We start from the raw sequence: 22,628 nt of genomic DNA on the forward strand, positions 1-22,628 counted from the left end.
ATCGACTCCTTTCACTTTTATAAATCTATTTCTAATAAGATGGGGGTATGATCTTGACGCTCGCCTGAATCGATCATTTCAGATCTTTGAACTTTATCAGCGATTCGATCACTCACTAAGAAATAATCAATTCTCCAGCCTGAATTATTCTGTTTACTTGTTCGAACCCTTTGGGCCCACCAAGTATAAACGCCTTCTACTGGACCATGTAAATGACGAAAAGTATCCGTGAAACCTTTGTTTAAAAGATTAGTAAATCCTTGACGCTCTTCATCTGTAAAGCCTGCAGAAAAGTGATTTCTGTCTGGATGAGCCAAGTCAATTTCTTTATGAGCTACATTAAAATCACCTGTCGCAATCACAGGCTTTACTTGGTCTAAACATACTAAATAATCAGCATACTTTTCATCCCAAATCTGACGATCCTCTAGTCTCTTTAACTCGCTTCCAGCATTTGGAGTATATACATTAGTAAGGTAAAAATCAGCAAATTCCAATGTCATTATTCTACCTTCATAATCCATTGGATGAGGACAAGAAATTTCTGGATAAGAAACTTCAGCTTTCAAGTCTTTCTTATACATAAACATCGTTCCAGCATATCCCTTACGAGCTGGTTCTTGAGAAGAACGCCAAGCTATTTGATAATTAGGGAATAGTTCCTCTATAACCTTTTTATGTTTTTTGGTTGGTCCCTTAGCAGATAACTTAGTCTCTTGAATAGCTATTACATCTGCTTGCAAAGCGTTGAGTTTAATCAAAACTTCTCGAGACAGGATGGCTCGATTAGAATCACTGGTCAATGCAGCGTTTAGTGAATCAATATTCCAAGATATAATTTTCATTTCATTCTCCTTTTTAAATATTAGCCTCTTTATTTTATCATATTTAGCCTTGCTTCTCGAATGGTCTATAAATCTCTCAACTGTTTCAACTCATAGTGTTTACGATAGAATGCTAGTATTAAAATAATTAATGAACCTAACCAAGCCATCGGATTAGATAAGACCGTTCCAGAAAATCCAATCATAGGAGTTAATACAAAAGCGGCAATAACCCTCATGACTAATTCCGCAATACCAGCTAATCCAACTCCTGCTAAAGCATTTAAACCAATACTTCGCCCCACTATAAAAGTGTCTACCATATTGTAAAATAATTGGAATAAATTCCCCATTATTAAAGGAATCGAAAAACGAATAATCTTTTTAATGGAGGATCCGGTTGTCATATCATTCAATGGCCTACCTCCTAAGTTTAAATACCTACTCAGTATAGGAAAAACTAAAGATTGCTTCAATGAAATGAAAACACATTCTTTAGTAAAAAAAGCCGAACATTTAAATTTAACAAAAGATTATATATTTTTATGCTCTTCCGAAAGACAACTATCTTTGTTACAATCATTTCATCAATTTGAGGAGGAATTCAATGGAAGCCATTCGCAATTATTTTAAGTTTTCTGAGAACAATACGGACCTAGGAACAGAGATACAAGCAGGAATCACTACCTTTCTTGCTATGTCTTATATCATGTTCGTCAATCCAGCCATTTTGTCACAAGCAGGTATGCCGGCACAAGGAGTATTTCTAGCTACTATTTTTGCTGCTGCTATTTCAACTTTATTCATTGGAATATTTGCTAATGTTCCTTACGCCTTAGCTCCCGGGATGGGATTAAATGCATTCTTTACCTATACGGTTGTTTTTGCCTTAGGATTCACTTGGCAAGAGGCACTATCCATGGTATTCATTTGTGGAATCTTGAACGTTTTAATCACTATCACTAAAATTCGTAAATTATTAATCGTTTCAATTCCTGCATTTTTACAACATGCTATTTCTGCTGGTATCGGTATTTTCATCGGCTATATCGGTTTAAAAAATGCTGGTCTTTTACAATTCACCTCAGGTGCCGGGAATATTATCTCTGTCAATAATGGAGATCCTATGGCGGAAACAATCTCTGGTGGAGTATTCAGCGTTGTAACTGATGGTGGTATTGTCCCAGAATTGGTTAATTTCACCCAACCAGGTGCCTTAATTGCAGTTGTTGGTATAATTGTCACCATTATCCTAATGATGAGAAAGTCTAAAGGAGCCATTTTAATTGGTATCGCTGTTACAACTGTATTAGCTTTCCTAACCAATGTGGTTGACTTAGGACAAGTTTCATTCGCCGATAATTCTCTCTCTTCTGCTTTTGCTGACCTTGGGCAAATTTTTGGCGTAATTTTCACCAGTGCAGGAATCCCTTCTCTATTTGGCGATCTTACTCGCTTACCAATTGTTTTAATGACAATCTTTGCTTTTTCACTTTCTGATGTTTTTGATACAATTGGTACCTTTATTGGTACTGGTTTACGCTCAGGTATCTTTTCAAAAGCCGATCAATTAGCTTTAGAATCCGGTTCAGGATTCACTTCTAAGATGGATAAAGCCTTGTTCGGCGACTCAGTAGGGACAATTTTTGGAGCAATTCTAGGTACTTCCAATACTACAACCTTTGTCGAGTCATCTGCTGGGATTGGAGCTGGAGGTCGTACAGGCTTTACTTCAGTGGTAACAGCGCTTTGCTTTGTTCTTTCTGCTTTCTTATCGCCAATCATCTCTTTAATTCCTGCACAAGCAACAGCACCAGCCTTGATTATTGTCGGGATTTTGATGGTTAGCTCTCTATCCGATATTGACTGGTCGAATTTTGAAGATGCTGTGCCGGCATTCTTCGCATCTGTTTTTATGGGTTTAACCTACTCCATTTCCAACGGAATTGCAGCAGGATTCATTCTCTATGGAATCATTAAAACAGCTAAAGGACAAACTAAAGAAGTTCATCCAATTATTTGGGTATCGATTGTTCTCTTTATCATCAACTTCATCGTGCTAGCTATTATTTAAGAATAATACTTAAAACACCTGCTTTCTTTTTAAAAAAAGCAGGTGTTTTTATTTAATCTTCTTGATTGATAATGCGGTAGTATGACCGAGAAGTTAGATGGTAGAAAATCAGATAGAATAGAATAAATCCCGATAGGACCATACTGAAGCTAAACAAATAATCATTAAAATTATTAACACCTAATAAACCTAACAGTTTGAATATAATTTGACTCGCAAACAGATTATGAACAACTGCAATGATTAAAGGTAAGAAGAAAAACCAAAGTACTTGAGAGCGGATGGTTTTCTTAATTAATTGTAAAGGTAAGCCCACTTGTTTCATAATTTGATAATTCTTTTTATCTGCATAACCTTCTGATATTTGCTTGAAGTAAAGCATCAAGATCATTCCTATTATCAGTACACTTGAAACGATAAGACCGATAAATAATAAGCCACCATTAAGCTGATAGAGCAACTCCTTTTTATAGGCCTTACTCTCCATGAAAAAGCCTTGCTCATCAACCAATTTTTGAACTGTTTTTTCAAACTGAGGCTCTTTCAAATCAAAATATAAAGAGCTTACAGTGGATAATTCTATATCGGACTTATCTAATAAATACCTTTGCATCGCTTGTAACTCTGCTAAAGAATTGACACCAAAATACAGTGCATCAACACCAATGGTATAAGGAATAATTTCACCTTTACCAATATAGACCGCGCGTTCTAATCCATCTTTCCAATAAATTTTTTCCCAATGTGATACATCCTTTAAATTAGAAGCAAGAACCCACTGATCTTCTGGAACAGATTCATCGGGATATCTAGCTAGATAATCTGCCTTTAACCCGAGAATAACAAAGCTATGCTCTCCTTCTTCCACTTTTTGCTTTTGACCAGGCTCTAACAAAGGATAAATATGATCTTCTTTAATCAAGATAGCCTCCATCGCATTTGTCTCAATTAAATTGTTCGAAATCAAATCAGTTGATTGAAGTTCTGCTTGAAAATTTCGTAACAATTCTAATTGTTCCTCTGTTGTTTTTTCATAAGCTTGAGAAGGAGCAAAAGTTATTTCATACTCTCTTGGCATGGAACCTTCAGCAGCTGCTTCCATATTGCGATAGGTGGTTAAGGTCATTGCCAAGACCATCATAATACCAGTGGCTAAAATGGTTATCGAGGCTAATGATGTGGCATTTTTACTTATTCTCTGCAACATGCCTGAAGTACTTAAGAAATGAGTGGGTTGATAATAATAGCGCTTATTTTTTTGCATCAATTTCAACACAAACACCATAAAAGCCATGAAAAAAGAATATGTTCCGATCATCACTAAGAAAATAGCGATAAAAATCATAGACAGTGAATCTAAAACACCTTGAGTAGTAAGAGCAATATAATAGCCAGCCGCTAAGGTGATTAAACATATCGCCAAAATAATCCAGCGGTTCTTAACTCGCCCTTGTCCCTTACGGCTATCCTTCATCAAATCCAGCGACTGTAAACGATGAATTTTTAAGATGGATAAGAGATAGATAATAGCGTAAGTTCCCACCATCAATACTAAGGTTTCTAGGGCCGCTTTAGGATCAAAAGGATAATCCATAAATCCGGCTCCGGTATCCTTCATTAAACGATTAAATAGGACAAACAAAAAATTACCACTTAAATAACCTATTAAAACACTAAATAAAGCATTAACTAAGAGGACAATCGTAAATTGAATGAACGAAATACGACCTACATGCTTTTTGGCTAATCCTAGAATGGAATAGAGACCAAATTCTTGCGTTAACTTTTTTCGTATAAAGCTAGAAGCGTACAAAACAATAATAATATTCAAAAGAGTCGCAAAGAAAACACCAATCATCAATATAGAATTTAAACTGGCTGACCGTTCGATAATATATTGATTGCCAGTGAGCGATAAAATAATATATTCTAAAGCAAACAGAATAATGGAAGCAAGACTGAAAGGTAAAAAAAGTTCTTTGTTCGACTTCATTGATTTTATAGCTGACTTACGGATAACAGTCGACATACTTAGCATTTTGCTTCCCTCCGTCCATTCAACATCGCTAAGGCGTCAGCAATCGCATCTTGAAAATCAAGTGATGATTGTTGGCCTCGATATATTTCATGATAAATGACGCCATCTTTGATAAACAAAACTCGGTTAGCAGAAGACGCTGCCTTTATCGAGTGAGTGACCATCAAAATCGTATTACTTGCTTGATTTAATTTTACAAAAATTTGCATAATCTGTTCAGAAGTCTTTGAATCTAAGGCCCCAGTGGGTTCATCAGCTAGAATAATATCCGGTTGATTGATTAGAGCACGAGAAATTGCAATCCGTTGCGCTTGGCCTCCTGATATTTCATAGGGATATTTATCTAATAGTGCCTCTACCCCCACCAAACTAGCTACCCTTTTAAGTTGTTCTTCCATTTCAACCACTGATTTCTGTGATAAAACCATTGGTAAGAGGATATTGTCCCGGTTGGTAAATCCATCTAATAAATTAAAATCTTGAAAAACAAACCCTAGCTTCTCACGGCGAAAACTGGCAATTTGCTCTTCTTTAAGCCCCGACAAATCAAAATCATTTATCAAGACACGACCGGCAGTCGGTTGATCAAAAGTCGCTAAAATATTCAGTAAAGTTGATTTCCCCGACCCTGACTCTCCCATAATAGCTACATATTCTCCTTCATTAATAGCAAAATTAACATCTCTTAAGGCGATAGTCTTATTGCCTCTCCCACTGTATATTTTTTCAACATGTTCTACACTTAATAACATAAACTAGTCCCCCCTCTATTTCTTAAATCAAGTCTATAGGAATATTTAATTATCAGCCTTTATCAAAACTTACAAATTGTAAAAGAACCTTACATTTTTGTAAGGTTAACTCATCTCTTGATTAAATTGTATGATAAAACGGCTTCCTTCACCCTTTTTTGACTGAACACTTACGGCTTGGTTGAGACGCTTACTAATTAACTGCACCATGTATAAACCAATACCAGAAGATTGCTCGTTCAGTAAACCATTATGGCCCGAATAACCCTTATCAAAAATCTTAGGTAAGTCTTGAGAATGAATACCTCTTCCATCATCTTCAATGACCAAGTCATAACTAGCTTGTCTCCATTTAATCCATATATTCCCTTTGGGGCTGTATTTTAAAGCATTGGATAAGATTTGTTCGATCATAATCTGACACAGATTAGCCTCCGTTAAAATTGCTTGATCGATCGGTTGATAGTGTAAAGTAATCTCCTGATTGATGAACTGATGGCGGTAACGTTTTAAGAGCGGTTGGATAATCTCATTCAATTGAACCCGGCTAAAGACCATGTCTCTTTTAGGGTTAGTTACTTTAAGATAATTTAAAGCTAAATTAGAATAAGATTCAATTTTGACTAACTCTTGATTAAGTAGCCCTTTCGACGGATCATCGCTTTCTTCTAAGAGCATTTTACTTGCCGCAATCGGTGTTTTAATTTGATGGACCCATAATAAGAAATAGTCTTCCAAATCTTTCTCCCTATTTAATTGAATATTCTTCTCAACAAGTGAACTCTCCAATAAAGTTTGAAATTTTACTTGGTAACTTACTTCCATTTGAAAATAAAACCATTGCCTCCCTAAATATAAGACTAAAATAAGCACAATCAGTAAAGAAGGGATGAGGTAATGCATCCAGTTTAGATGAAATAAGTAAAAAACAAGAGCAAAAAGAGCTAAGATAAAGAGAACAAATAATATCAGACCGCGATATTCATTAATGAAAGCTTTCATTTTTTGCCTCTTTCTTTAAAAGACAATAACCGACTCCTTTTTTAGTACCAATTACCGGCCCACGATTAAATGCTATCAATTTTTTTCTTAAGCGTGAAATATTGACCGCTAATGTATTATCATCAATAAATTGGTTTTCTTGCCAGCAGGCATCAAGTATTTCATCCCTTCTTGCATAATTCCCCTTTTTCTTAAATAAGACTGCTAATATTTGGTATTCAGTGGCGGTTAAGTCAATAATTTCTTCTTGGTATCCAAGGCTTAAAGCTTGTGTATTTAAAGTCATCCCATCAAAACTAAGATTAAGACTGTTATCTGGTTGATAGTTATAACTTCTTCTTAAAAGAGCCTGGATTTTTGCAACAGTCAGCTGACGATCAATTGGCTTGACTAGATAATCATCTCCCCCCATCTGTAAGGCTACTAGCTGGTCCATACTTTCAGATAAAGAAGAAATAAAAATAATTGGAATTTGTGATTGAGCCCGCAACTGACTACACCAATAATAGCCATTTTGATAAGGTAAATTAATATCTAAGAGGACCAGATGGGCTTGCCAAGAGAGGCATTCTTCGACAACATTTTCAAAGTCTAGACACTTTCTAACTTCAAACCGATGCTTAATTAGTGTATTCGCTAAACCCTCAGCAATAATCGGGTCATCTTCAACGATAAATACTCGCATACCCTTCTTCCTTTCTAAAATTGATCACGCGCTTTTCTTAATTGGATGAAATCTTTCAAGCTTTCAGCTTGTAGGAACAGATTAATTTCCTTTTCAACAGCTAAACTAGTCGGGAGGCTCGGTAAGCCTTTGGACCTTAAAACTTTGACAGCTTGTTGCTGGTTCATTAAGTTTTGGTTGTCAGGTTCGATGGTTAAAGCAAAGGCCAAGTTGGTTAAAGTGTATTCGTGTCCAGCATAAAGTTGCGTTTCATCAGGCAAGTCTTTTATTTTTTGAAGACTGTCATATTGCGCTTGATAATCATTAGTAAATACACGCCCACAACCCGCTGAGAATAAAACATCACCACAGAAAAGATGCTTCCCCAGTAAATATGACACATGCTCAGCACTGTGCCCTGGTGTTTTAAGCACCTCAAACTCTAAACCACTTATCTCCAACCGGTCACTCCCTTTGACCACTTGATTAACTCTTTCTTCAACTTCAATCGGTCCGTAAACGGTCACCGCATGCTTTTGACTGGCTAACAATTCGCTCAATCCACCGACGTGGTCCTCATGAAAATGCGTTAAGAGAATCGCTTTGACTTTTAAGCCTAATGTTTTTAAGTAATTTATTAAAGGTTCACTTTCTCCTGGGTCCACGACAATAACTTCATCTTCTTTTTCAATTACCCAAATATAATTATCTTCTAAAGCAGGAATTGCTTTTATTTGCATCAGTCTCATCCTTTCTAAACTTTTTCGTGATTTAATAACCAAATCTTCCTATCAGTCCCTGCACTATAAGCAGTCAAAGCATTTGTTGCTGAGATCACTCGATGACAAAAAATGAGCAACAAAATAGGATTGGCTCCCACTTCCCCTCCTACTGCTTGAGCAGATACCTTTTGCTTAGTTTCGGCTTCAATAGTTTTCGCTATCTCTTTATAAGTCATTGTCTTTCCGTAAGGAATTTTCTTTAATATTCGCCAAACGTTTTGCCAAAAACAGTCTGGTTCATTGGATTGAGAGGAAAAAATAATGGCAGAGTTAGTTTGTCCGCGGAAATAGCTTTCTAACCAATTGATATAGGGTTTAAATTCAGGTCTCGACCAGGAAATAAAGTGCACATTGTCCGGTAAATTTTCTTCCACCCTTCCTTTGTTCTTGAACCATCGGCCAATGAGCGCTTCTTGGTCTACTAAAAGTTGTAATCGTCCAATCGGACTATCATAAATCGTAGAGATCAACAAAACTCCCCTGATCTTTCATTCAATTTATCCTAACAAATTAACATCTACAAATGAATAAAAACCGAATCTTAATTGAAGATACTGACATCCTTTAAACCTTCTAAGTTAACTCGGTAAGTCAATCCAATAACGATTTACCCTTACACCCTTTTCTATTCTTTGGTCTTCCAATACACCCTTCCACTTTTTAATGGTCGCTTGAGAGGCTTTATTACTGGCTCTACAAGTAATTAGAATGCGTTCATTTCCTAGTTCATGGGCTTTCTTCAAGGCCTCACCTAGCATCCAACTTGCTACACCTTTAAACCGATAGTCTGGATGAACCACATAACCAATCTGACCCCCAGAATGAAGTAAATAGTCATTCAGATGAGGACGTAAATTAATGGCACCGATCATTGTTCCTTTTTCATCAAGACATAGCCATTGAATCACGGGTACTCTACCGACAGGTAGTTCCTTCCCTTGAGACCAATTCTTCATTAAATTAATCCACTGGTCTAATTTTCCATGATATCGGTGAAGACTAGAAGTCCCAGCAATCCATTGATCAGATTCAGGATAACTGTCTAAAAATGCTTCAATTCTATCTATATCTTTTAAATCAGGTTGTTTTAAAAACATTTGATTATCGTTCCTTTTCTTATAAATGTTAATAGCTTATTGCTTTCAAGAATGGTATAGTTATTTTAAGGCAAAATTTAAGGAGTGATCTTTTGAAAGACATTGTATCCATACTCTTGACTATCGCTTTAATCGCTGGTAGTAGTTATCATTTTTATAAAAGAAGTCGCAATCTTTTTGTAGAAGTAACTCAAAGCTACTGGATTTGGACTCAATTAATAACCATCGGTTTGTTAGTTTGGATTGGTTTTCAATTTGCAACTAGTAGGTGGCATTATTTATTGATTGCTTCAGCCATTCTTTATTTTATCTCGGGCCCATTAGCTAGAGGTATCTCAAAAAATGATTTTTCTATTTTCAGAGGAACTTTATCCGTAATGATTCCAATTTCTTTTGCAAAGGTCGATCGTGTTGTTTTAACTAGAGATCTTAAAAAAAACCGTATCAATCTATTAGGAAAAGCCAATAAGCAGTATTTTGCCCAATCTTTTCCTTTAAATGATGAAGGCAAACTAATCGCCCATTTAAAAGAAGCAAATATTGAAGTAGATGTTCAAGATGTTACACGTCCTTAAAGTAAAGTCAGACAATCATTGTCTGGCTTTTTGGAAGCTTAATTATAAATAATCTTTAGATTTTAACCAAAACACAACAACGATACTGATTATTAAGCTTAATAGAATTGTCATAAAAAATCCCGCTTCGCTATTTGCAAACGGAAGTGGTACATTCATTCCCCACAGTCCTCCAATAATTGTCGGAATCGTAAGAATAATCGTAATCGAGGTTAAAACTTTCATTACATTATTCAAATTATTGGAAATTACATTCGAGAATAGATCACTTAATTGACCGGTGATTCGCATCCCTTCATTAACCATTGATTCGGCCTGATACGACTCAATCAAGACATCATGCATTAAAGACTTCAAAGCAGGCACAGACTGAAATCTTTCATCCTGACTAATTTTTTCCAGAATTATTCGATTATTATGCACGGCTGTTTTTATATATGCCAAGCTTTTATCAAGTCTCATAAGACGGTAAAGTTCTTTATTTTGAGAAGAATACTCAATATCTTTTTGCATGTCTTCAATTTCTTCATGCACCCAAGCTAAAACTTTAATGGTTTCGTTTTGAATTTTCCAAAAAACTTTCATTATCATCTCTTCATAGCTTAATTGAATATTTCGATCAAATTGTTTAAAAAGATCTGAAAAATACTGAGGATCTTCATTGAGACTCACAAACAGCTGGTCTTCCACTTTTACTAGCGAAATAGCTCGTGTCTTGTATTCGCATTCTTCCAAATTATTAGATTGTGGTAGTAGGTACTGTAAAACGACTAGGTAAGTCGAATGCCCTTTGATATTAACCCCATCTTCTATACGCGCTATTTCAAAAGGATCGTTGACGCTTGTAAGGTAGTCGTTAGGAATGTTTAACTTTCCACAGATATTCTCCAACTCTTGCTCGGCTAACCCTTGAAATAATTGCCAATGAACATCTTTCACCATCTATTCAGTCTCCTTTAAATTGTTTAGAAATTTCATTTACTTGGTTTAAATTGCTCAAGAATGCTCTTTTTTATATTCAAACTATTTAATCGTTGACCCCACTTTATTATAAGTGAATTTTCACTTCAAATACTATTATATCACTCGCTAAATGTATAACCTTCAATTAACAAGCACTTGTCAAAAAAAATAAGATGCCCTAGAATAAAAAAGGAGGTTTTTTATGAAAAACACTTATACTTCAATCAAAACGCTCTTGCTCTGCGCCCTTACCGGATTAATAACTGGCTGTGTAATAGCAGCTTTTAATCTTCTTATCAATCATCTTGCAAATTTTTCATACTCCTTATTATCACTCTCGCATCAAAATATAACAAATCTTATTATTTATGCTTTGTTTATGCTAGGTCTGGGATTTTTTACCGCCTTTAGCTTAAAAATGGAACCAGCTATCGGAGGGTCAGGTGTCCCACGAATAAATGGCCTTCTTCACAAGCATTTAAATCAAAATGGGCTCACCGTTTTAATTTACAAATTTTTTGGTGGAATTGCTGCTATTGGCTCCGGCTTAACTCTAGGAAGAGGAGGCCCATCTATTCAAATCGGCTCTACTATCGGGCAAGTTGTGAGTAAGTTTTTTCATAGCGATTCTTCTATCAGTCGTTACCTAATAGCTGGTGCAGCAGGAGGAGGAATGGCGGCTACTTTCAATGCACCTTTATCAGGGCTATCTTTTATCTTAGAAGGTTTATTCTATAAAACAAGTAGGCAATTATTTATTTATGCCGGTATAATCGTGCTGCTTGCTAATCAAACAGCTAATAGCATTTTAGGAAATCAACCTTCTATTATTCTGCTTAGACAAGCAGAACTTCCAGATAATTTATTGATAACTTGTCTTGGTTTAGGGCTTATTACGGGTCTTTCTGGTGTATTGTTTAATTGGATAATAATCCAGGGAAAAGGTCTTTCACAGGTTTTAGCAATTCCTCAATGGCTAAAATCAATCCTACCTTTTATATTAACCGCTATTATACTCTATTTTGACCGTAATTTATTTGGTTCTGGAGCTAATTTAATAAGTTTCCCAATCGGCGCGAACCCTAATCCTAACTACCTATCTTATTTATATTCAATGAAGATATTATTATTAGCATTCGCTTTTTGTTCAGGCATGCCCGGTGGTATCTTTTTTCCATTATTATCTATTGGAGCTATATTAGGTAATCTCTATGGCAGTTTATTGTACAATTTAGGATTGATTCCCTCTGACCTTATCATCTATCTTTCTTTATTTGCGATGAGTGGACATTTTGCTGCAATTGTCAGAGCACCCCTTTCTGGTATTTTTTTAATTCTTGAAATGACAGGTGTTTCTCTCCCATGGTTATTTCCTATCACCTTGGTTACTTATCTTAGCTACTTAGTCGCTGAGTTACTAGCAAGTCCTCCCATTTGTGAAAGCCTACTTGATCTGATATTACTTAATCAAACTCACTTCAATCATACAAAAAAGTCTGTTCCTCAATAAAGAGAAAACAGACTTTTTATATTACATGGTACATTTAAGGGGACCCCACTATGTTTGCTCAGTTTAAACGAACCATTCGTTTTAATGGATTAGTGATACTCTTTCCACAATAAATAAACTAAGGCAACAAAGAAGAGTAAGCCTGATACCTGCCATATAACATAGTTCATAATTGAAGCAATAACTAATTTACCAAAATCTTTACCTAGAGGGTAAAATCCTAAAAATTGGGTATCTGCGGTTGACCTCAAACGTTCTTTTAAAATATAAATAATTAACATAATAGCTAGTGGAAATAGAATGAAATTACTTAAAGCATTAAAGCCATTAATAGCAAAATAAATAAAAGAAGCAACAAAATTATAAATCCAAAAATTCTTTTCAACACTTTGCACATATATATTTAGTGGGATCATATTCATCTTCCTTTCTATGGTTTAATTATACTATTTTAAGTTTTCAAGCTAATCAGACTTAGGACCTAAAAGAAAAAGAAGCCATTATTTTTTTAATTCAACCACTCCTTGCGACTTTGCCAACTATAGTTGCTAGATAAGCAGCTAAGTCTTTTGATAAAATTAAGGAAAGTTTAAATAGGAGGAATTTATTATGACTATTGGTGAGCGTATTCAAACTTTAAGGAAGAAGCAAGGCTTGTCTCAAGAAGAACTGGCAAATAAAATTGATGTCTCGCGACAAGCTGTTTCTAAATGGGAAAGTAATCAAAGTAATCCAGATCTCAAAAACATTGTAGCTTTGAGTGAAGTTTTTAAAACTTCAACAGACTCCATCCTAAAAGATAGTCTAGGCGATTTTCAAGCTTTTCAAAGTAACAATCCACTCTTTATTCTAGCCTTTGCCTTAACTTTTTTCATTTTAGTTGGCGTTTGGGCTTATTCAGCGAACCGTTTTCGTGAGGATGAGATCTTTTGGATGGCTTTCTTGTCTGCTATAGCTGGGGGAAGTTTAGGGTATATTGTACAAGTCATTTTACACAAAAATCGTAAAAATCAATAGAAAGACAACATTTAAGAAAAATCTTTAATGTTATCTTTCTTAATGAAACTCGCTTTAAAAATCTTTTTTGCTATAAGATCGAGCAGCTAATATGTAAGAAAGACTGAGTGATAGAATGATATAAACAGACAATGGCATGAGTAGTTCTTGAAAAGAAAATTGATTGGAAAAATTGGTAAATGGAGCAAATAATGGTTCATTTAGAGTTCCTTCACTTTTAGCTAAAAAAAAGAAAAAATAGAAAGACATTAAACTACATATTTGGTAAAAAAATTTACCAATAACATAATATGCAAAGTATGAAAATGAGATCGAACCTATTGAATAAGTAAAGGCAATTAAAACTTCATTAGGAGAGTAGGCCTTGAATTCGGGTAAAAGATAATTTGGTAAAATAAAACTAATAAAAAATAGCGTCCCCATCAAAATAGTGTAAACATATTTAGCTAAGACGATTTTTTCAGCCTCAATAGGTAAACTATTTAAAAGCATTCCCGATTTCTTAAAATTTTCCTTTTCATTCATAATTAGTGGGTACCAAACTGTCAAAACAACGGGACAAATGATTGGAATTTGAAATGAATCGGATAGAACACATCCCACAAAAAATATAGCCATAAAAATCAGTAAATTTTTTTTAGAATTTAAAATAAATTCTTTATGGATTAAAGCCTTCATACTATCTCCTTTCATCAAATAAATTAACCATTATCTCTTCAAGATTAGCCGGATCGATAATCACTTGTTCTCCAAATAATTCTTTAAATAGCTCATAGTTTGACGAAAGGCCCTCAAATCCGACTGATGTTTCTCGGCAATTAATTAATTGGCTCCTGAGCTCGTCGTCTAAAATTTCTTTAGGTCCCTTCACTAACCTGTATTGGTTGAGGAGATAATCTTTTTCTTTATTAATAATCAGTTCTCCATAATGAATCATTGAAATATGATCAGCTATTTTTTCTATATCTGTCATAATATGACTTGAGAAAAAAACAGACTTTTCAGAGTCTTGGATATAGTCAAACAAAATATCTAAAACTCTATTTCTTACGATAGGATCCAGCCCAGAAGTTGGCTCATCAAGAATAATCAACATAGGATCATGTGATAAGGCAATGGCTAAAGAAAGCGCTACTTTCATACCCGTTGAGAGTTCTTCTATTTTTTTAGCTTTTGATAATCCAAATGATTGGGTGTAAGACCAGTAGGTTTCCCAATCCCATTTTTTATAAAAAGGGGCGATCATTTTTCCCGTTTCTTCGACTGTTAAGTGATCATAGAAATAATTTTCCGCATAAACAAAGCCTATCTGTTCTTTTATCGTTACCGAATCTTTTTTTAGATCCTTACCGAAAATTCTAATCGAACCGGATTCTGGTTTAATAAGCCCCATAATCATCTTGATAATGGTTGTTTTTCCGGAACCATTGGGTCCAACAAAACCCGTGACGTACCCCTTACGTATTCTTAAATCCAAGTTGTTAATTGAGAAATCAGTATATGTTTTTGAAACTTGATCCATTTCTATCACGAACTCTTCCATTATTAAACCTCCTTAAAAATCCTTTCGACCATTTCCTTTATCTCTTCTAAACTCAGTCCGATCATTTCACTTTCTTCTAATAACTTTCTAGTTAATTCTTCCATTCGTTTTAAGTATTTCCTACGAATAAAGTCGTGGTCTTGTTGAGCAATATAAGTTCCTTTACCGACGACTGAAGTAACATAACCTTCTCTTTCAAGGTCTTCATAAGCTCTTTTGGTCGTTATTACACTGACTTTTAAGTCTTTTGCTAAGCCCCTTACCGAAGGAAGTAAGTCTCCTTCTTCCACATCCCCATTTAAAATGGCTTGGATAATCTGTTCTTTTATCTGTTCATAAATAGGCTTGGGATTTAACTTGGATATTAAAATGTTCATTGATTCACCTCACCTTAGCTGTTGTGTATATATACAGTATATACACAACGGTTGTTTTTGACAAGTTTTTTCCATAAAAAAGCCTCCATTCTTATAATAAAGAATTGGAGACTTAGACTTTTATTTCATATAGGTTACTAACTGATACTCGTCTGTTCTAAATAAACCATTTTTCTTATAAAAACTTTGTGTTTTATCAGTATCGTCAGTCATCAATATAATTTGCCGCACCGCTTGGTATTCTTTTAATATCTTCTGCAATAACTGACTACCAATACCTTGTCCTTGATAATCTTCAAGTACTAAAATATCTTGAATATAGATAATGGTTAGCCCATCCCCTACTACACGTGCTAGGCCAATTAGTTGATCACCCTCCCAAGTTGTCCAAACTTTTAAGCTGTTTTGGATAGCTTTTTCTAAAAGCTCTGGTTCTTTAGTATAGGCTGTCCAACGAACATTTTCATAAAGAGCTAAAATTTGCTCAAATGGAAGCAGTCCATCTTCTCTAATTTCAATATCGTTCATTAAAATCCTTCCTTACTTTATAAACTTAAAAAATCGGCTTAGTTTAACGACGAAAAATAATCATCACAAAACTGATTCCATTGGACTTGATATTCATCATGTGTCAAAACTTTTAAGTCATAAGGTGATAATATGTCACGAGCTATTGCCTCTTTGACAAAATATTCCAAACCCTCATCAGCAGCTGTTTCATAAACTTGAATCGTTTTAAAGCCATTTTCTACAGCATAAGCCAAACGGCTATGCCCGTCTAAAGAGACCCATCTCTTGTTCATTTTTGTAACTGGTATGATGATATCTGTCTGTTTTCTGATAAAAGATGAAATAGCCTGCAATTTGTCCTTATCTACATAGAACTGCGAAGGCTGAATATGATCCAGTTCCAAATAAAAAAGTTTAACCGGTTGAAATTGTTTAATTATTTGATTGTTTTTATCGAGAAAAGTATCTATATGTTCAGCATAAAAGCGAAAAGCTTCAATTAAAGCTGGAAAATGATTGGCCTCTTTTCCTAGCACTCGGGCCGTATGTCCATTGATAATATGGACACTATAGGGCTGGTTATCAATCAAAAAGGCTCCGTGCTGACTTAAGACTTCCTCATTAAAGCGGTCATCTAGATAATGATTGACCCGTTTAACTTCCAATATACCCCTCCTATAAAATATCCAAAAAATTGATTGCACAACTTAACCGTTAGATTTTAAATCAACTCATTTTATTTTACGATCTTGATCTAATTTGATTCCTATATAAGCTAGAAAGCATCCTGCTGATAATAAAAAGTATTCTTCGGCAACGATATTTTCAATACCCATCATCTTTAAGATAGAGAGTATACATAGAAAAATAGCTATTAGTGAAAGGGTGTTCGCTTTTTGTTTTAAAGTCATTTTAACCTCCATATAAATAATTTATAATTGTATTTTTCTACATTTTAATCAAACGACATCTTTTTTTTATCATACTTAAGACTGATACTTCAAAAACAAAAAATTATGTTTTAAAGCTTAACAATTCATTTTTATAAAATATCCAAATAAAACTGATTGCCTACATCCAAGCCTTTCTCAGTAAACCAGATACCCTGGTTATCGTAATCTATCAAGCCTAACTTTTTATGTTTAGACAGGACTGCTTGGTACTTGGTTAAAAAATCAATACCAAAGTGCTGATTAATTTCACTAAATTCAAACCCTTTTAATAAACGTAGGTTCAACATAATATATTCCTTTTCGCGATCTTCCAAAGAAAGCTTTTCACTGATCTGAATAGGATATTCGCCTTGATCAATCATGCCGTAGTAATCATCAAAACGTCGATGATTAACAAAACGCACGAAATCAATATTAGAAGAAGCTCCTAAACCAATTCCTAAATAATTCTTCAACTGCCAGTATTTTTTATTATGGCGACTTTCAACATCACCTTTGGCAAAGTTGGAAATTTCATATTGGTGGAAACCATGTTTTGTCAGTTCTGATTGGATATAATGGTACATTTCTCTTTCAATTTCATCGTCTAAAACGCGCATCTGTCCAGTTAACACCCAACGCTGAAAAGGTGTGTTCTCTTTAATCATTAGGGAGTAATAAGAAATATGATTAATCGGTAATTGCATAGCTAATTCTATGTCCCTTTTTAAAACATCCATGTCCTGTTTAGGGTTAGCAAACATCAAATCAATTCCCAATTTCTTAACACCTAAGTCTTTTAATAAAGCAATCTTTTGATAGACTGTTTCACGATCATGTAAACGCCCCATCATTCTTAAGGTTGCATCATCAAAGGACTGGACTCCCATAGAAAAGCGATTAAACCCATATTTTAAATAGGTTTTTACTTTTTCTTCCGTGACAGATTCGGGATTCATTTCAATCGAAATCTCACAATCTGAAAGAATCACAAAATGACTCTGGATCCCTTCCATAATCTTAACCATCTGTTCAGCTTCTAAATAAGAAGGTGTTCCGCCACCAAAATAAATTGTGTCTAATTGATAGTTTCCACTATAAAGAGCCATTTCTTTAATTAAGTAGGTAACGTATTCATCCATTCTCTCTTCCATATCCACAAAGGTTAAAAAGTCGCAATAATGGCATTTCTTTTGACAGAAAGGGATATGTATATAGAGTCCAATTGTTTCTTGCATAGCTTCTCCCACCTTTAATTCTCTCATTCTACTATAACGAGTTTGATTTAAATTTAATAGTACTTATTCTTAAAAAAGAGAAGACGATTGCCTTCCCAAATACTCTACCAATGAAGAGTCACTTGATGTTCCATTTCAATTGAAGCATCCCCAAACAAATCGAGCAACCAACGGCCATAATCATTGAGTTGGTCCAAAATTAAACGCGCACGGTATATTTCAATCTCTAAAGGACGGCTATCTCCTAGGACATCCCATAAAGCATCTAAATTATGACCCGTGTAGTGGGGCAAATTTAATCGATCAATCAAATAGCAATAAGTCGTCTCCTTGTCTGTAAAGGCTTGGCCATCTAATATAATTTTCATACTCTTCATCCTTTCAATAAAGCTGCTTAAAACTATCATAATGATCGTCAGTGTAATAAATCAGCCCATCATTAGAATACACGATTCGTTCAGATCCACGATGGTGACTGTACCCTGCTTGAATATCAGCTTCATAGTATTGCCTTCCTTTTTTCTTAGGTAATTTGCCCTCTCGATTGCCAAATCGATTGCCACCAATCACATAAATCGGATCAGCAGTTGACCAGTTTTGCTTAGTTGCCTCTTCCTTAGTTATATAATTAGCTGGCAATCGATTATATTGATGAATATAGGCAGCGACTTGTTCTAGATTATAATAAAACGCTTCTTCTTGAACGACCTCGCTCGTATTTTCTTGGTTAAGCCATGGATCTGTTTCAATTTTTAATTCTGTAAAACCCTCTCGGCTTGTTTTACTGGAATCACTTGCTAACTGTTCACTGACTGGTTCTTCAGTGAATTCTTGCAAAAACTCTTCAACTTGTAAGCAGCCACTTAAAGAGATGGCTAGAAAAAGTATTAATAAGCTTAATAAATAGTTACATTTCGTTTTCATGCATTCCTCCAAAAAATATTTCAGCAACATATAGATACTAGCATACTTTTCGCATATTTATTCTTTTTATTTAAGAGTTAAAGTTTTTTAATTATCGGTAGATTCTGGATTACTTTCAGCAAACACCACCACATAGATCTTGATTTTTGCAAGACAGGATATATTTGCTACTCATATCCAATTACCATATAAAAAACGGTCGAGTATAAATACTCAACCGCATTTTATTCTCCCTATAATATAATCTACCGAACACCTCATGCATCCGATGAACGTGTATAAGTAGAATGTTTCTTAATTTCTAATATATCCTAAGCTCTCCCTAAGATAAATGTAGTTAGTTCTTTTAGCAAATCTTATAATTATTCCGTTTCAAGAATACCACTCACAATATGGTCAACATTCCATTTGATCATTGTGATGTATGTATCTCCTTCTTCGCCTTCATTTGCTAATGAATCTGTAAAGATTTTCGATTTAACAGGAATTCCTGTTTCTTGAGAAACTGTCTCCATTGTTTTAGGATTGATTGATGTTTCAACAAATAAGGCTTTCACATCACGCTCATTAATAATATCTAAGATTCGCTTCATTTGGTCAGGTGTTCCTTGATTATCTGTATTGATTTCCCAAATATAAGCTGCTTCAAAGCCATAGGCCTTAGAAAAGTATTTAAAAGCTCCTTCTGAAGTAACTAAGATTCGTTGATCTTCTGGAATTTTAGCAATTTCATCTTTTGCATATTGGTCTAGATCTTCTAATTCTTTGGTATAAGCTTCTTTATTTTTTAGATACTCTTCTTTATGCTCTGGATCAGCTTCAATTATTTTTTCAGCAATAAGATCAACATATTTAATGCCATTTTGTACGTCTAGCCAAGCATGAGGATCTTGCTCATTTTCTTTACCTTCAGCTGTTAAATGCATAGGTTCTACTTCTTCAGTCACCGCAAAAGCTACATCTTTTTTATCAGTTACATCAAGTAAATCATCAAACCAACCTTTTCCTGTTTCGAGGTTAAATCCGTTATAAAAAACGAGATCAGCTTCAGATACTTCTTGAGCATCTCCTGGTAACGGCTCATAGCTATGAGGGTCTGTTCCAATTGGCACTAAACTATAGACTTCTCCATGTTCTCCAACGATATTCTTAACCATATCAGCGATGATTGAATAACTTGCTACGATTTTTAGGCTTTTATCTTCAGCGGCTTGGGCTTTTACCCCCCCTCCAATTCCTGATAAGATAGTAGATAATAATAGAGTCAATGCAATAAATTTTTTAAATATTTTCATGATACTTTTTCCTTTCTAAAAAAATTGTTTTTTGGTGAAGCAAAAAATGAAATTAAGAAAACTAGTGAACCCAACAAGACAATTGCTGAACTCGTAGGCAGATTATTTTGGAAACTTATATATGTTCCGATTAGTCCCATTGAAGCTCCAATTATTGAGGCTAATAGAATCATATGGATTAGTTTATTTGTCCATAAATAGGAAGTCGCAGCTGGTATAACTAACATAGCAATAACCAACACAATTCCTACTTGGGAGAGTGAGGAGACAGTTACAACGGACAACATAAGCATTAATAAATAATGATAGAAATCCGTATTGAGTCCATATGCTTTCGAAACAACAGGATCGAAGGATGAAATTAATAACTCTTTATAAAAGAGACTTACAATAATAATCACAGCAACGAGTACCCAAAAAGATTGTTCTAACTCAGAATTCGGAACCGCTAAAATATTACCGAACAAGACGTGATTTAAATCGATTCCACTTCGTGCTTGACTAATTAAGATAATTCCTAAAGCAAAAAATGAACTTAAAATGATGCCAATCGCAGTATCACTTTTAATGTTAGATTTTTTTGAAATATATTGAATTAGAACAGCAGCAAAAATCCCAAAAAGCGATGCTCCAAACAACATATTAATACCAAACATATAGGAAAGAGCTACCCCAGGTAATACCGCATGCGATAATGCGTCTCCCATCAAGGCCATCTTTCTTAAAACAATAAAGCTACCTATAATTCCAGACACTACCCCTAAAAAAATTGCGGATAAACCTGCATTAATAACATAGGAAGGTAGGTCAAAGAGTTGAGAAAACACTTCTGTCAATTTAATCACCTAACCCTTTTATTTGAACATTTCCTAATGAGCCTCCGTAGGCTGCTTGAATATTCGCATTAGTAAACACTTCTTTAACTGCTCCCTCAGCGATGACTGATTTATTTAAAATTAAAAGTCGATCAAAGTATGACTGCACCTCATGAAGATCGTGATGGACCACTAATACCGATTTCCCTTCACTGCGCAATTGCCTCAAAATGTCCACAATAATATTCTCACTTTTGAGATCAATCCCAACAAAAGGCTCATCTAAAAAGAAAACTTCTGCTTGTTGAGCCAGTGCTCGAGCAATAAACACCCTTTGTAGCTGACCACCAGATAGATTACTAATTTGTTTTTTTCGAATATCCTCAATCACTACTTGCTCCAAACAGTAATCCACAATTTCTCTTTCCTTCTTACCTGGTCTTTTAAATAATGGTAAATTAGGGTAAGTTCCTGTTAAAACAGTATCTTCAACTGTAATGGGAAAAGTTAAGTCTAAGTCACTTTTTTGAGGAACATAGGCAATTTTTCTTAATTTATTTTTAATGTCCTCGCCATTATAAGTCACTTTTCCACTGCTAGGAATAATTCCTAACATTGCTTTCATTAAGGTTGATTTTCCAGCGCCATTCGGCCCTATAATACCCTCACTGTATCCAAATGGGATATCAAGGTTCACATCGACTAGTGCTTTGTGCCCAAAATAATCAACATTCAAATGTTTAATTTGAATCATATATATATACTCCTTTCTTCACTAGTAAGAGTGTACACTATTTTTTACCTTTAAGCAATAAATTATTTAGGAGGGTCTAATATTTTTGTTTTGTGATTGCTATATCATAATTTTGTTTGGTGAAAAACTATTTTAGTCTAGTTAATTGTAGTTGTGTTATACTAAATTTACTAAGAAAATTCACTAAGAAAGACTAAGGTATTAAAAGCTTATGAAAGAGGGAGAGATAATGAAACGATCCAATGTCAAAGAAAACTATCTTAAAGCGATTTTCAGTTTGAACGGTAGTGAAGAATATGTTTCAAATAAATTAATTGCGGACAGCTTAAATATTTCAGCTCCGTCTGTAACCGATATGATTAGCCGATTAGTTGAAGACAATCTTGTTGAATCCATCGCCTATAAAGGAGTGCGTTTAACCAGACAAGGATTAGAAAGTGCGATTAAGGTTGTGCGTAAACATCGCATTGCCGAACTTTTTTTAATGAAAATCTTAAAATATGACATCACGCAAGTTCACAACGATGCTGAAACCATTGAACATTTAGAAAGTGACTATTTTTTTGATAAATTAGAAAAACTGCTAGATTATCCAAAATTTTGTCCTCATGGAAGTATTATTCCCACAATTGATAATTATCAAGAAGTTTATCGGACACCTCTATCATCATTTAGTGAAGGTGACCACCTAGTGTTTCGTCGCTGTATCGATAAACATGAACTACTAGAATACTTACAACAAATTAATCTTGAATTAAATCAAAGAATTCACCTAGATAAGATTGATGACACAAATCGTATTTTTATTTTTTCATATAACGATGATCAAACAGCCTATTTTAGTTTCGATATGGCAGAATTGATTTTCTGCGAAAAAATTTAATTTCTAAGACTATTAAAGATGAGTCTATTGGCAAATAAAATATACCCACTTTCGCATCC

28 protein-coding genes are annotated in these 22,628 nt (G+C 34.6%); 5 read left to right on the top strand and 23 right to left on the bottom strand.

The annotated features are described in order from the left end of the window. Nucleotides 1-17 precede the first annotated feature (17 nt). Together ACQV2R_RS00455 and ACQV2R_RS00460 are read right to left on the bottom strand one after the other, a co-directional pair. Complete coding sequence (locus tag ACQV2R_RS00455) at nucleotides 18-845, bottom strand: exodeoxyribonuclease III (protein ID WP_428872754.1); 828 nt, start codon at nucleotides 843-845, stop codon at nucleotides 18-20. A 65-nt stretch (nucleotides 846-910) separates the two neighbouring features. Then, nucleotides 911-1,240 carry a hypothetical protein gene (locus tag ACQV2R_RS00460; RefSeq protein ID WP_428872753.1) on the bottom strand — a complete coding sequence of 110 codons (330 nt, stop codon included), beginning with the start codon at nucleotides 1,238-1,240 and terminating at the stop codon, nucleotides 911-913. Between the two features lie 191 nt (nucleotides 1,241-1,431). Between ACQV2R_RS00460 and ACQV2R_RS00465 the strand changes: the two genes are divergently transcribed. After that, on the top strand, nucleotides 1,432-2,898 hold the full coding sequence (locus ACQV2R_RS00465; protein WP_428872752.1) for an NCS2 family permease: 1,467 nt from the start codon (nucleotides 1,432-1,434) through the stop codon (nucleotides 2,896-2,898). A gap of 52 nt (nucleotides 2,899-2,950) precedes the next feature. On the opposite strand, the gene ACQV2R_RS00470 is transcribed toward ACQV2R_RS00465, so the two are convergent. From ACQV2R_RS00470 to ACQV2R_RS00500, 7 genes are all read right to left on the bottom strand, one after another. Then, complete coding sequence (locus ACQV2R_RS00470) at nucleotides 2,951-4,936, bottom strand: FtsX-like permease family protein (RefSeq protein WP_428891661.1); 1,986 nt, start codon at nucleotides 4,934-4,936, stop codon at nucleotides 2,951-2,953. Beyond that, a complete protein-coding gene (locus ACQV2R_RS00475) occupies nucleotides 4,930-5,688 on the bottom strand; it encodes an ABC transporter ATP-binding protein (RefSeq protein ID WP_428872750.1) in 759 nt (252 codons plus the stop codon). Before ACQV2R_RS00475 ends, ACQV2R_RS00470 begins: the two co-directional genes overlap by 7 nt. 105 nt (nucleotides 5,689-5,793) lie before the next feature. After that, the gene (locus ACQV2R_RS00480) at nucleotides 5,794-6,690 is read right to left on the bottom strand and encodes a sensor histidine kinase (RefSeq protein WP_428872749.1); all 897 of its coding nucleotides are present in this window, start codon (nucleotides 6,688-6,690) and stop codon (nucleotides 5,794-5,796) included. Continuing rightward, the gene (locus tag ACQV2R_RS00485; protein ID WP_428872748.1) at nucleotides 6,674-7,375 is read right to left on the bottom strand and encodes a response regulator transcription factor; all 702 of its coding nucleotides are present in this window, start codon (nucleotides 7,373-7,375) and stop codon (nucleotides 6,674-6,676) included. The genes ACQV2R_RS00480 and ACQV2R_RS00485 overlap by 17 nt, the downstream gene beginning before the upstream one ends. A gap of 14 nt (nucleotides 7,376-7,389) precedes the next feature. Further along, on the bottom strand, nucleotides 7,390-8,094 hold the full coding sequence (gene gloB / locus ACQV2R_RS00490) for a hydroxyacylglutathione hydrolase (RefSeq protein WP_428872747.1): 705 nt from the start codon (nucleotides 8,092-8,094) through the stop codon (nucleotides 7,390-7,392). Nucleotides 8,095-8,108: 14 nt separating this feature from the next. Beyond that, the gene (locus ACQV2R_RS00495) at nucleotides 8,109-8,606 is read right to left on the bottom strand and encodes a methylated-DNA--[protein]-cysteine S-methyltransferase (RefSeq protein WP_428891662.1); all 498 of its coding nucleotides are present in this window, start codon (nucleotides 8,604-8,606) and stop codon (nucleotides 8,109-8,111) included. 108 nt (nucleotides 8,607-8,714) lie between these two features. After that, a complete protein-coding gene (locus ACQV2R_RS00500) occupies nucleotides 8,715-9,233 on the bottom strand; it encodes a GNAT family N-acetyltransferase (RefSeq protein WP_428872745.1) in 519 nt (172 codons plus the stop codon). Nucleotides 9,234-9,325: 92 nt separating this feature from the next. On the opposite strand from ACQV2R_RS00500, the gene ACQV2R_RS00505 reads away from it, so the two are divergent. Further along, on the top strand, nucleotides 9,326-9,808 hold the full coding sequence (locus ACQV2R_RS00505) for a hypothetical protein (RefSeq protein ID WP_428872744.1): 483 nt from the start codon (nucleotides 9,326-9,328) through the stop codon (nucleotides 9,806-9,808). A gap of 42 nt (nucleotides 9,809-9,850) precedes the next feature. On the opposite strand, the gene ACQV2R_RS00510 is transcribed toward ACQV2R_RS00505, so the two are convergent. Beyond that, nucleotides 9,851-10,750 (bottom strand): magnesium transporter CorA family protein, encoded by a 900-nt coding sequence (locus ACQV2R_RS00510; RefSeq protein WP_428872743.1) that lies wholly within the window; start codon nucleotides 10,748-10,750, stop codon nucleotides 9,851-9,853. Nucleotides 10,751-10,973: 223 nt separating this feature from the next. On the opposite strand from ACQV2R_RS00510, the gene ACQV2R_RS00515 reads away from it, so the two are divergent. Then, nucleotides 10,974-12,281, top strand: a complete 1,308-nt coding sequence (locus ACQV2R_RS00515) for a ClC family H(+)/Cl(-) exchange transporter (protein WP_428874901.1) — start codon at nucleotides 10,974-10,976, stop codon at nucleotides 12,279-12,281. A gap of 89 nt (nucleotides 12,282-12,370) precedes the next feature. On the opposite strand, the gene ACQV2R_RS00520 is transcribed toward ACQV2R_RS00515, so the two are convergent. After that, entirely contained in the window at nucleotides 12,371-12,697 is a 327-nt protein-coding gene (locus ACQV2R_RS00520) for a hypothetical protein (RefSeq protein WP_428891663.1), read from the bottom strand. Between the two features lie 193 nt (nucleotides 12,698-12,890). Here ACQV2R_RS00520 and ACQV2R_RS00525 point away from each other — a divergent pair, with 193 nt between their 5' ends. After that, complete coding sequence (locus ACQV2R_RS00525; RefSeq protein WP_428891664.1) at nucleotides 12,891-13,298, top strand: helix-turn-helix domain-containing protein; 408 nt, start codon at nucleotides 12,891-12,893, stop codon at nucleotides 13,296-13,298. A gap of 54 nt (nucleotides 13,299-13,352) precedes the next feature. Here the strand turns inward: ACQV2R_RS00525 and ACQV2R_RS00530 are convergent, their stop codons facing one another. From ACQV2R_RS00530 to ACQV2R_RS00585, 12 genes are all read right to left on the bottom strand, one after another. Further along, complete coding sequence (locus ACQV2R_RS00530; protein ID WP_428891665.1) at nucleotides 13,353-13,976, bottom strand: ABC-2 transporter permease; 624 nt, start codon at nucleotides 13,974-13,976, stop codon at nucleotides 13,353-13,355. A 1-nt stretch (nucleotide 13,977) separates the two neighbouring features. Then, nucleotides 13,978-14,841, bottom strand: coding sequence for an ABC transporter ATP-binding protein (locus ACQV2R_RS00535; protein WP_428891666.1), 864 nt, complete (start codon nucleotides 14,839-14,841; stop codon nucleotides 13,978-13,980). Between the two features lie 2 nt (nucleotides 14,842-14,843). Further along, nucleotides 14,844-15,218 (bottom strand): GntR family transcriptional regulator, encoded by a 375-nt coding sequence (locus tag ACQV2R_RS00540; protein ID WP_428891667.1) that lies wholly within the window; start codon nucleotides 15,216-15,218, stop codon nucleotides 14,844-14,846. Between the two features lie 120 nt (nucleotides 15,219-15,338). Next, nucleotides 15,339-15,746 carry a GNAT family N-acetyltransferase gene (locus ACQV2R_RS00545; RefSeq protein ID WP_428891668.1) on the bottom strand — a complete coding sequence of 136 codons (408 nt, stop codon included), beginning with the start codon at nucleotides 15,744-15,746 and terminating at the stop codon, nucleotides 15,339-15,341. Nucleotides 15,747-15,784: 38 nt separating this feature from the next. Beyond that, a complete protein-coding gene (locus ACQV2R_RS00550; protein WP_428874904.1) occupies nucleotides 15,785-16,393 on the bottom strand; it encodes a hypothetical protein in 609 nt (202 codons plus the stop codon). A 66-nt stretch (nucleotides 16,394-16,459) separates the two neighbouring features. Then, nucleotides 16,460-16,639, bottom strand: a complete 180-nt coding sequence (locus ACQV2R_RS00555) for a hypothetical protein (protein WP_428872730.1) — start codon at nucleotides 16,637-16,639, stop codon at nucleotides 16,460-16,462. Between the two features lie 131 nt (nucleotides 16,640-16,770). Then, nucleotides 16,771-17,898, bottom strand: coding sequence for a radical SAM family heme chaperone HemW (gene hemW / locus ACQV2R_RS00560; RefSeq protein WP_428891669.1), 1,128 nt, complete (start codon nucleotides 17,896-17,898; stop codon nucleotides 16,771-16,773). A 104-nt stretch (nucleotides 17,899-18,002) separates the two neighbouring features. Then, nucleotides 18,003-18,266, bottom strand: coding sequence for a barstar family protein (locus tag ACQV2R_RS00565; protein ID WP_428872727.1), 264 nt, complete (start codon nucleotides 18,264-18,266; stop codon nucleotides 18,003-18,005). Nucleotides 18,267-18,279: 13 nt separating this feature from the next. Beyond that, nucleotides 18,280-18,822, bottom strand: a complete 543-nt coding sequence (locus ACQV2R_RS00570) for a ribonuclease domain-containing protein (RefSeq protein WP_428891670.1) — start codon at nucleotides 18,820-18,822, stop codon at nucleotides 18,280-18,282. Between the two features lie 362 nt (nucleotides 18,823-19,184). Then, the gene (locus tag ACQV2R_RS00575) at nucleotides 19,185-20,117 is read right to left on the bottom strand and encodes a metal ABC transporter solute-binding protein, Zn/Mn family (RefSeq protein ID WP_428874906.1); all 933 of its coding nucleotides are present in this window, start codon (nucleotides 20,115-20,117) and stop codon (nucleotides 19,185-19,187) included. Continuing rightward, nucleotides 20,114-20,944: an iron chelate uptake ABC transporter family permease subunit gene (locus ACQV2R_RS00580; protein WP_428873005.1), complete on the bottom strand. Its 831-nt coding sequence runs from the start codon at nucleotides 20,942-20,944 to the stop codon at nucleotides 20,114-20,116. The genes ACQV2R_RS00575 and ACQV2R_RS00580 overlap by 4 nt, the downstream gene beginning before the upstream one ends. Nucleotides 20,945-20,954: 10 nt before the next feature. Continuing rightward, nucleotides 20,955-21,686 (bottom strand): metal ABC transporter ATP-binding protein, encoded by a 732-nt coding sequence (locus ACQV2R_RS00585; RefSeq protein ID WP_428872724.1) that lies wholly within the window; start codon nucleotides 21,684-21,686, stop codon nucleotides 20,955-20,957. 229 nt (nucleotides 21,687-21,915) lie between these two features. On the opposite strand from ACQV2R_RS00585, the gene ACQV2R_RS00590 reads away from it, so the two are divergent. After that, nucleotides 21,916-22,569: a metal-dependent transcriptional regulator gene (locus ACQV2R_RS00590; RefSeq protein WP_428885247.1), complete on the top strand. Its 654-nt coding sequence runs from the start codon at nucleotides 21,916-21,918 to the stop codon at nucleotides 22,567-22,569. The last annotated feature ends 59 nt before the right edge of the window (nucleotides 22,570-22,628 follow it).

The sequence above is a fragment of the Facklamia sp. P12937 genome (assembly GCF_050409505.1).
Classification (GTDB): Bacteria; Bacillota; Bacilli; order Lactobacillales; family Aerococcaceae; genus Facklamia.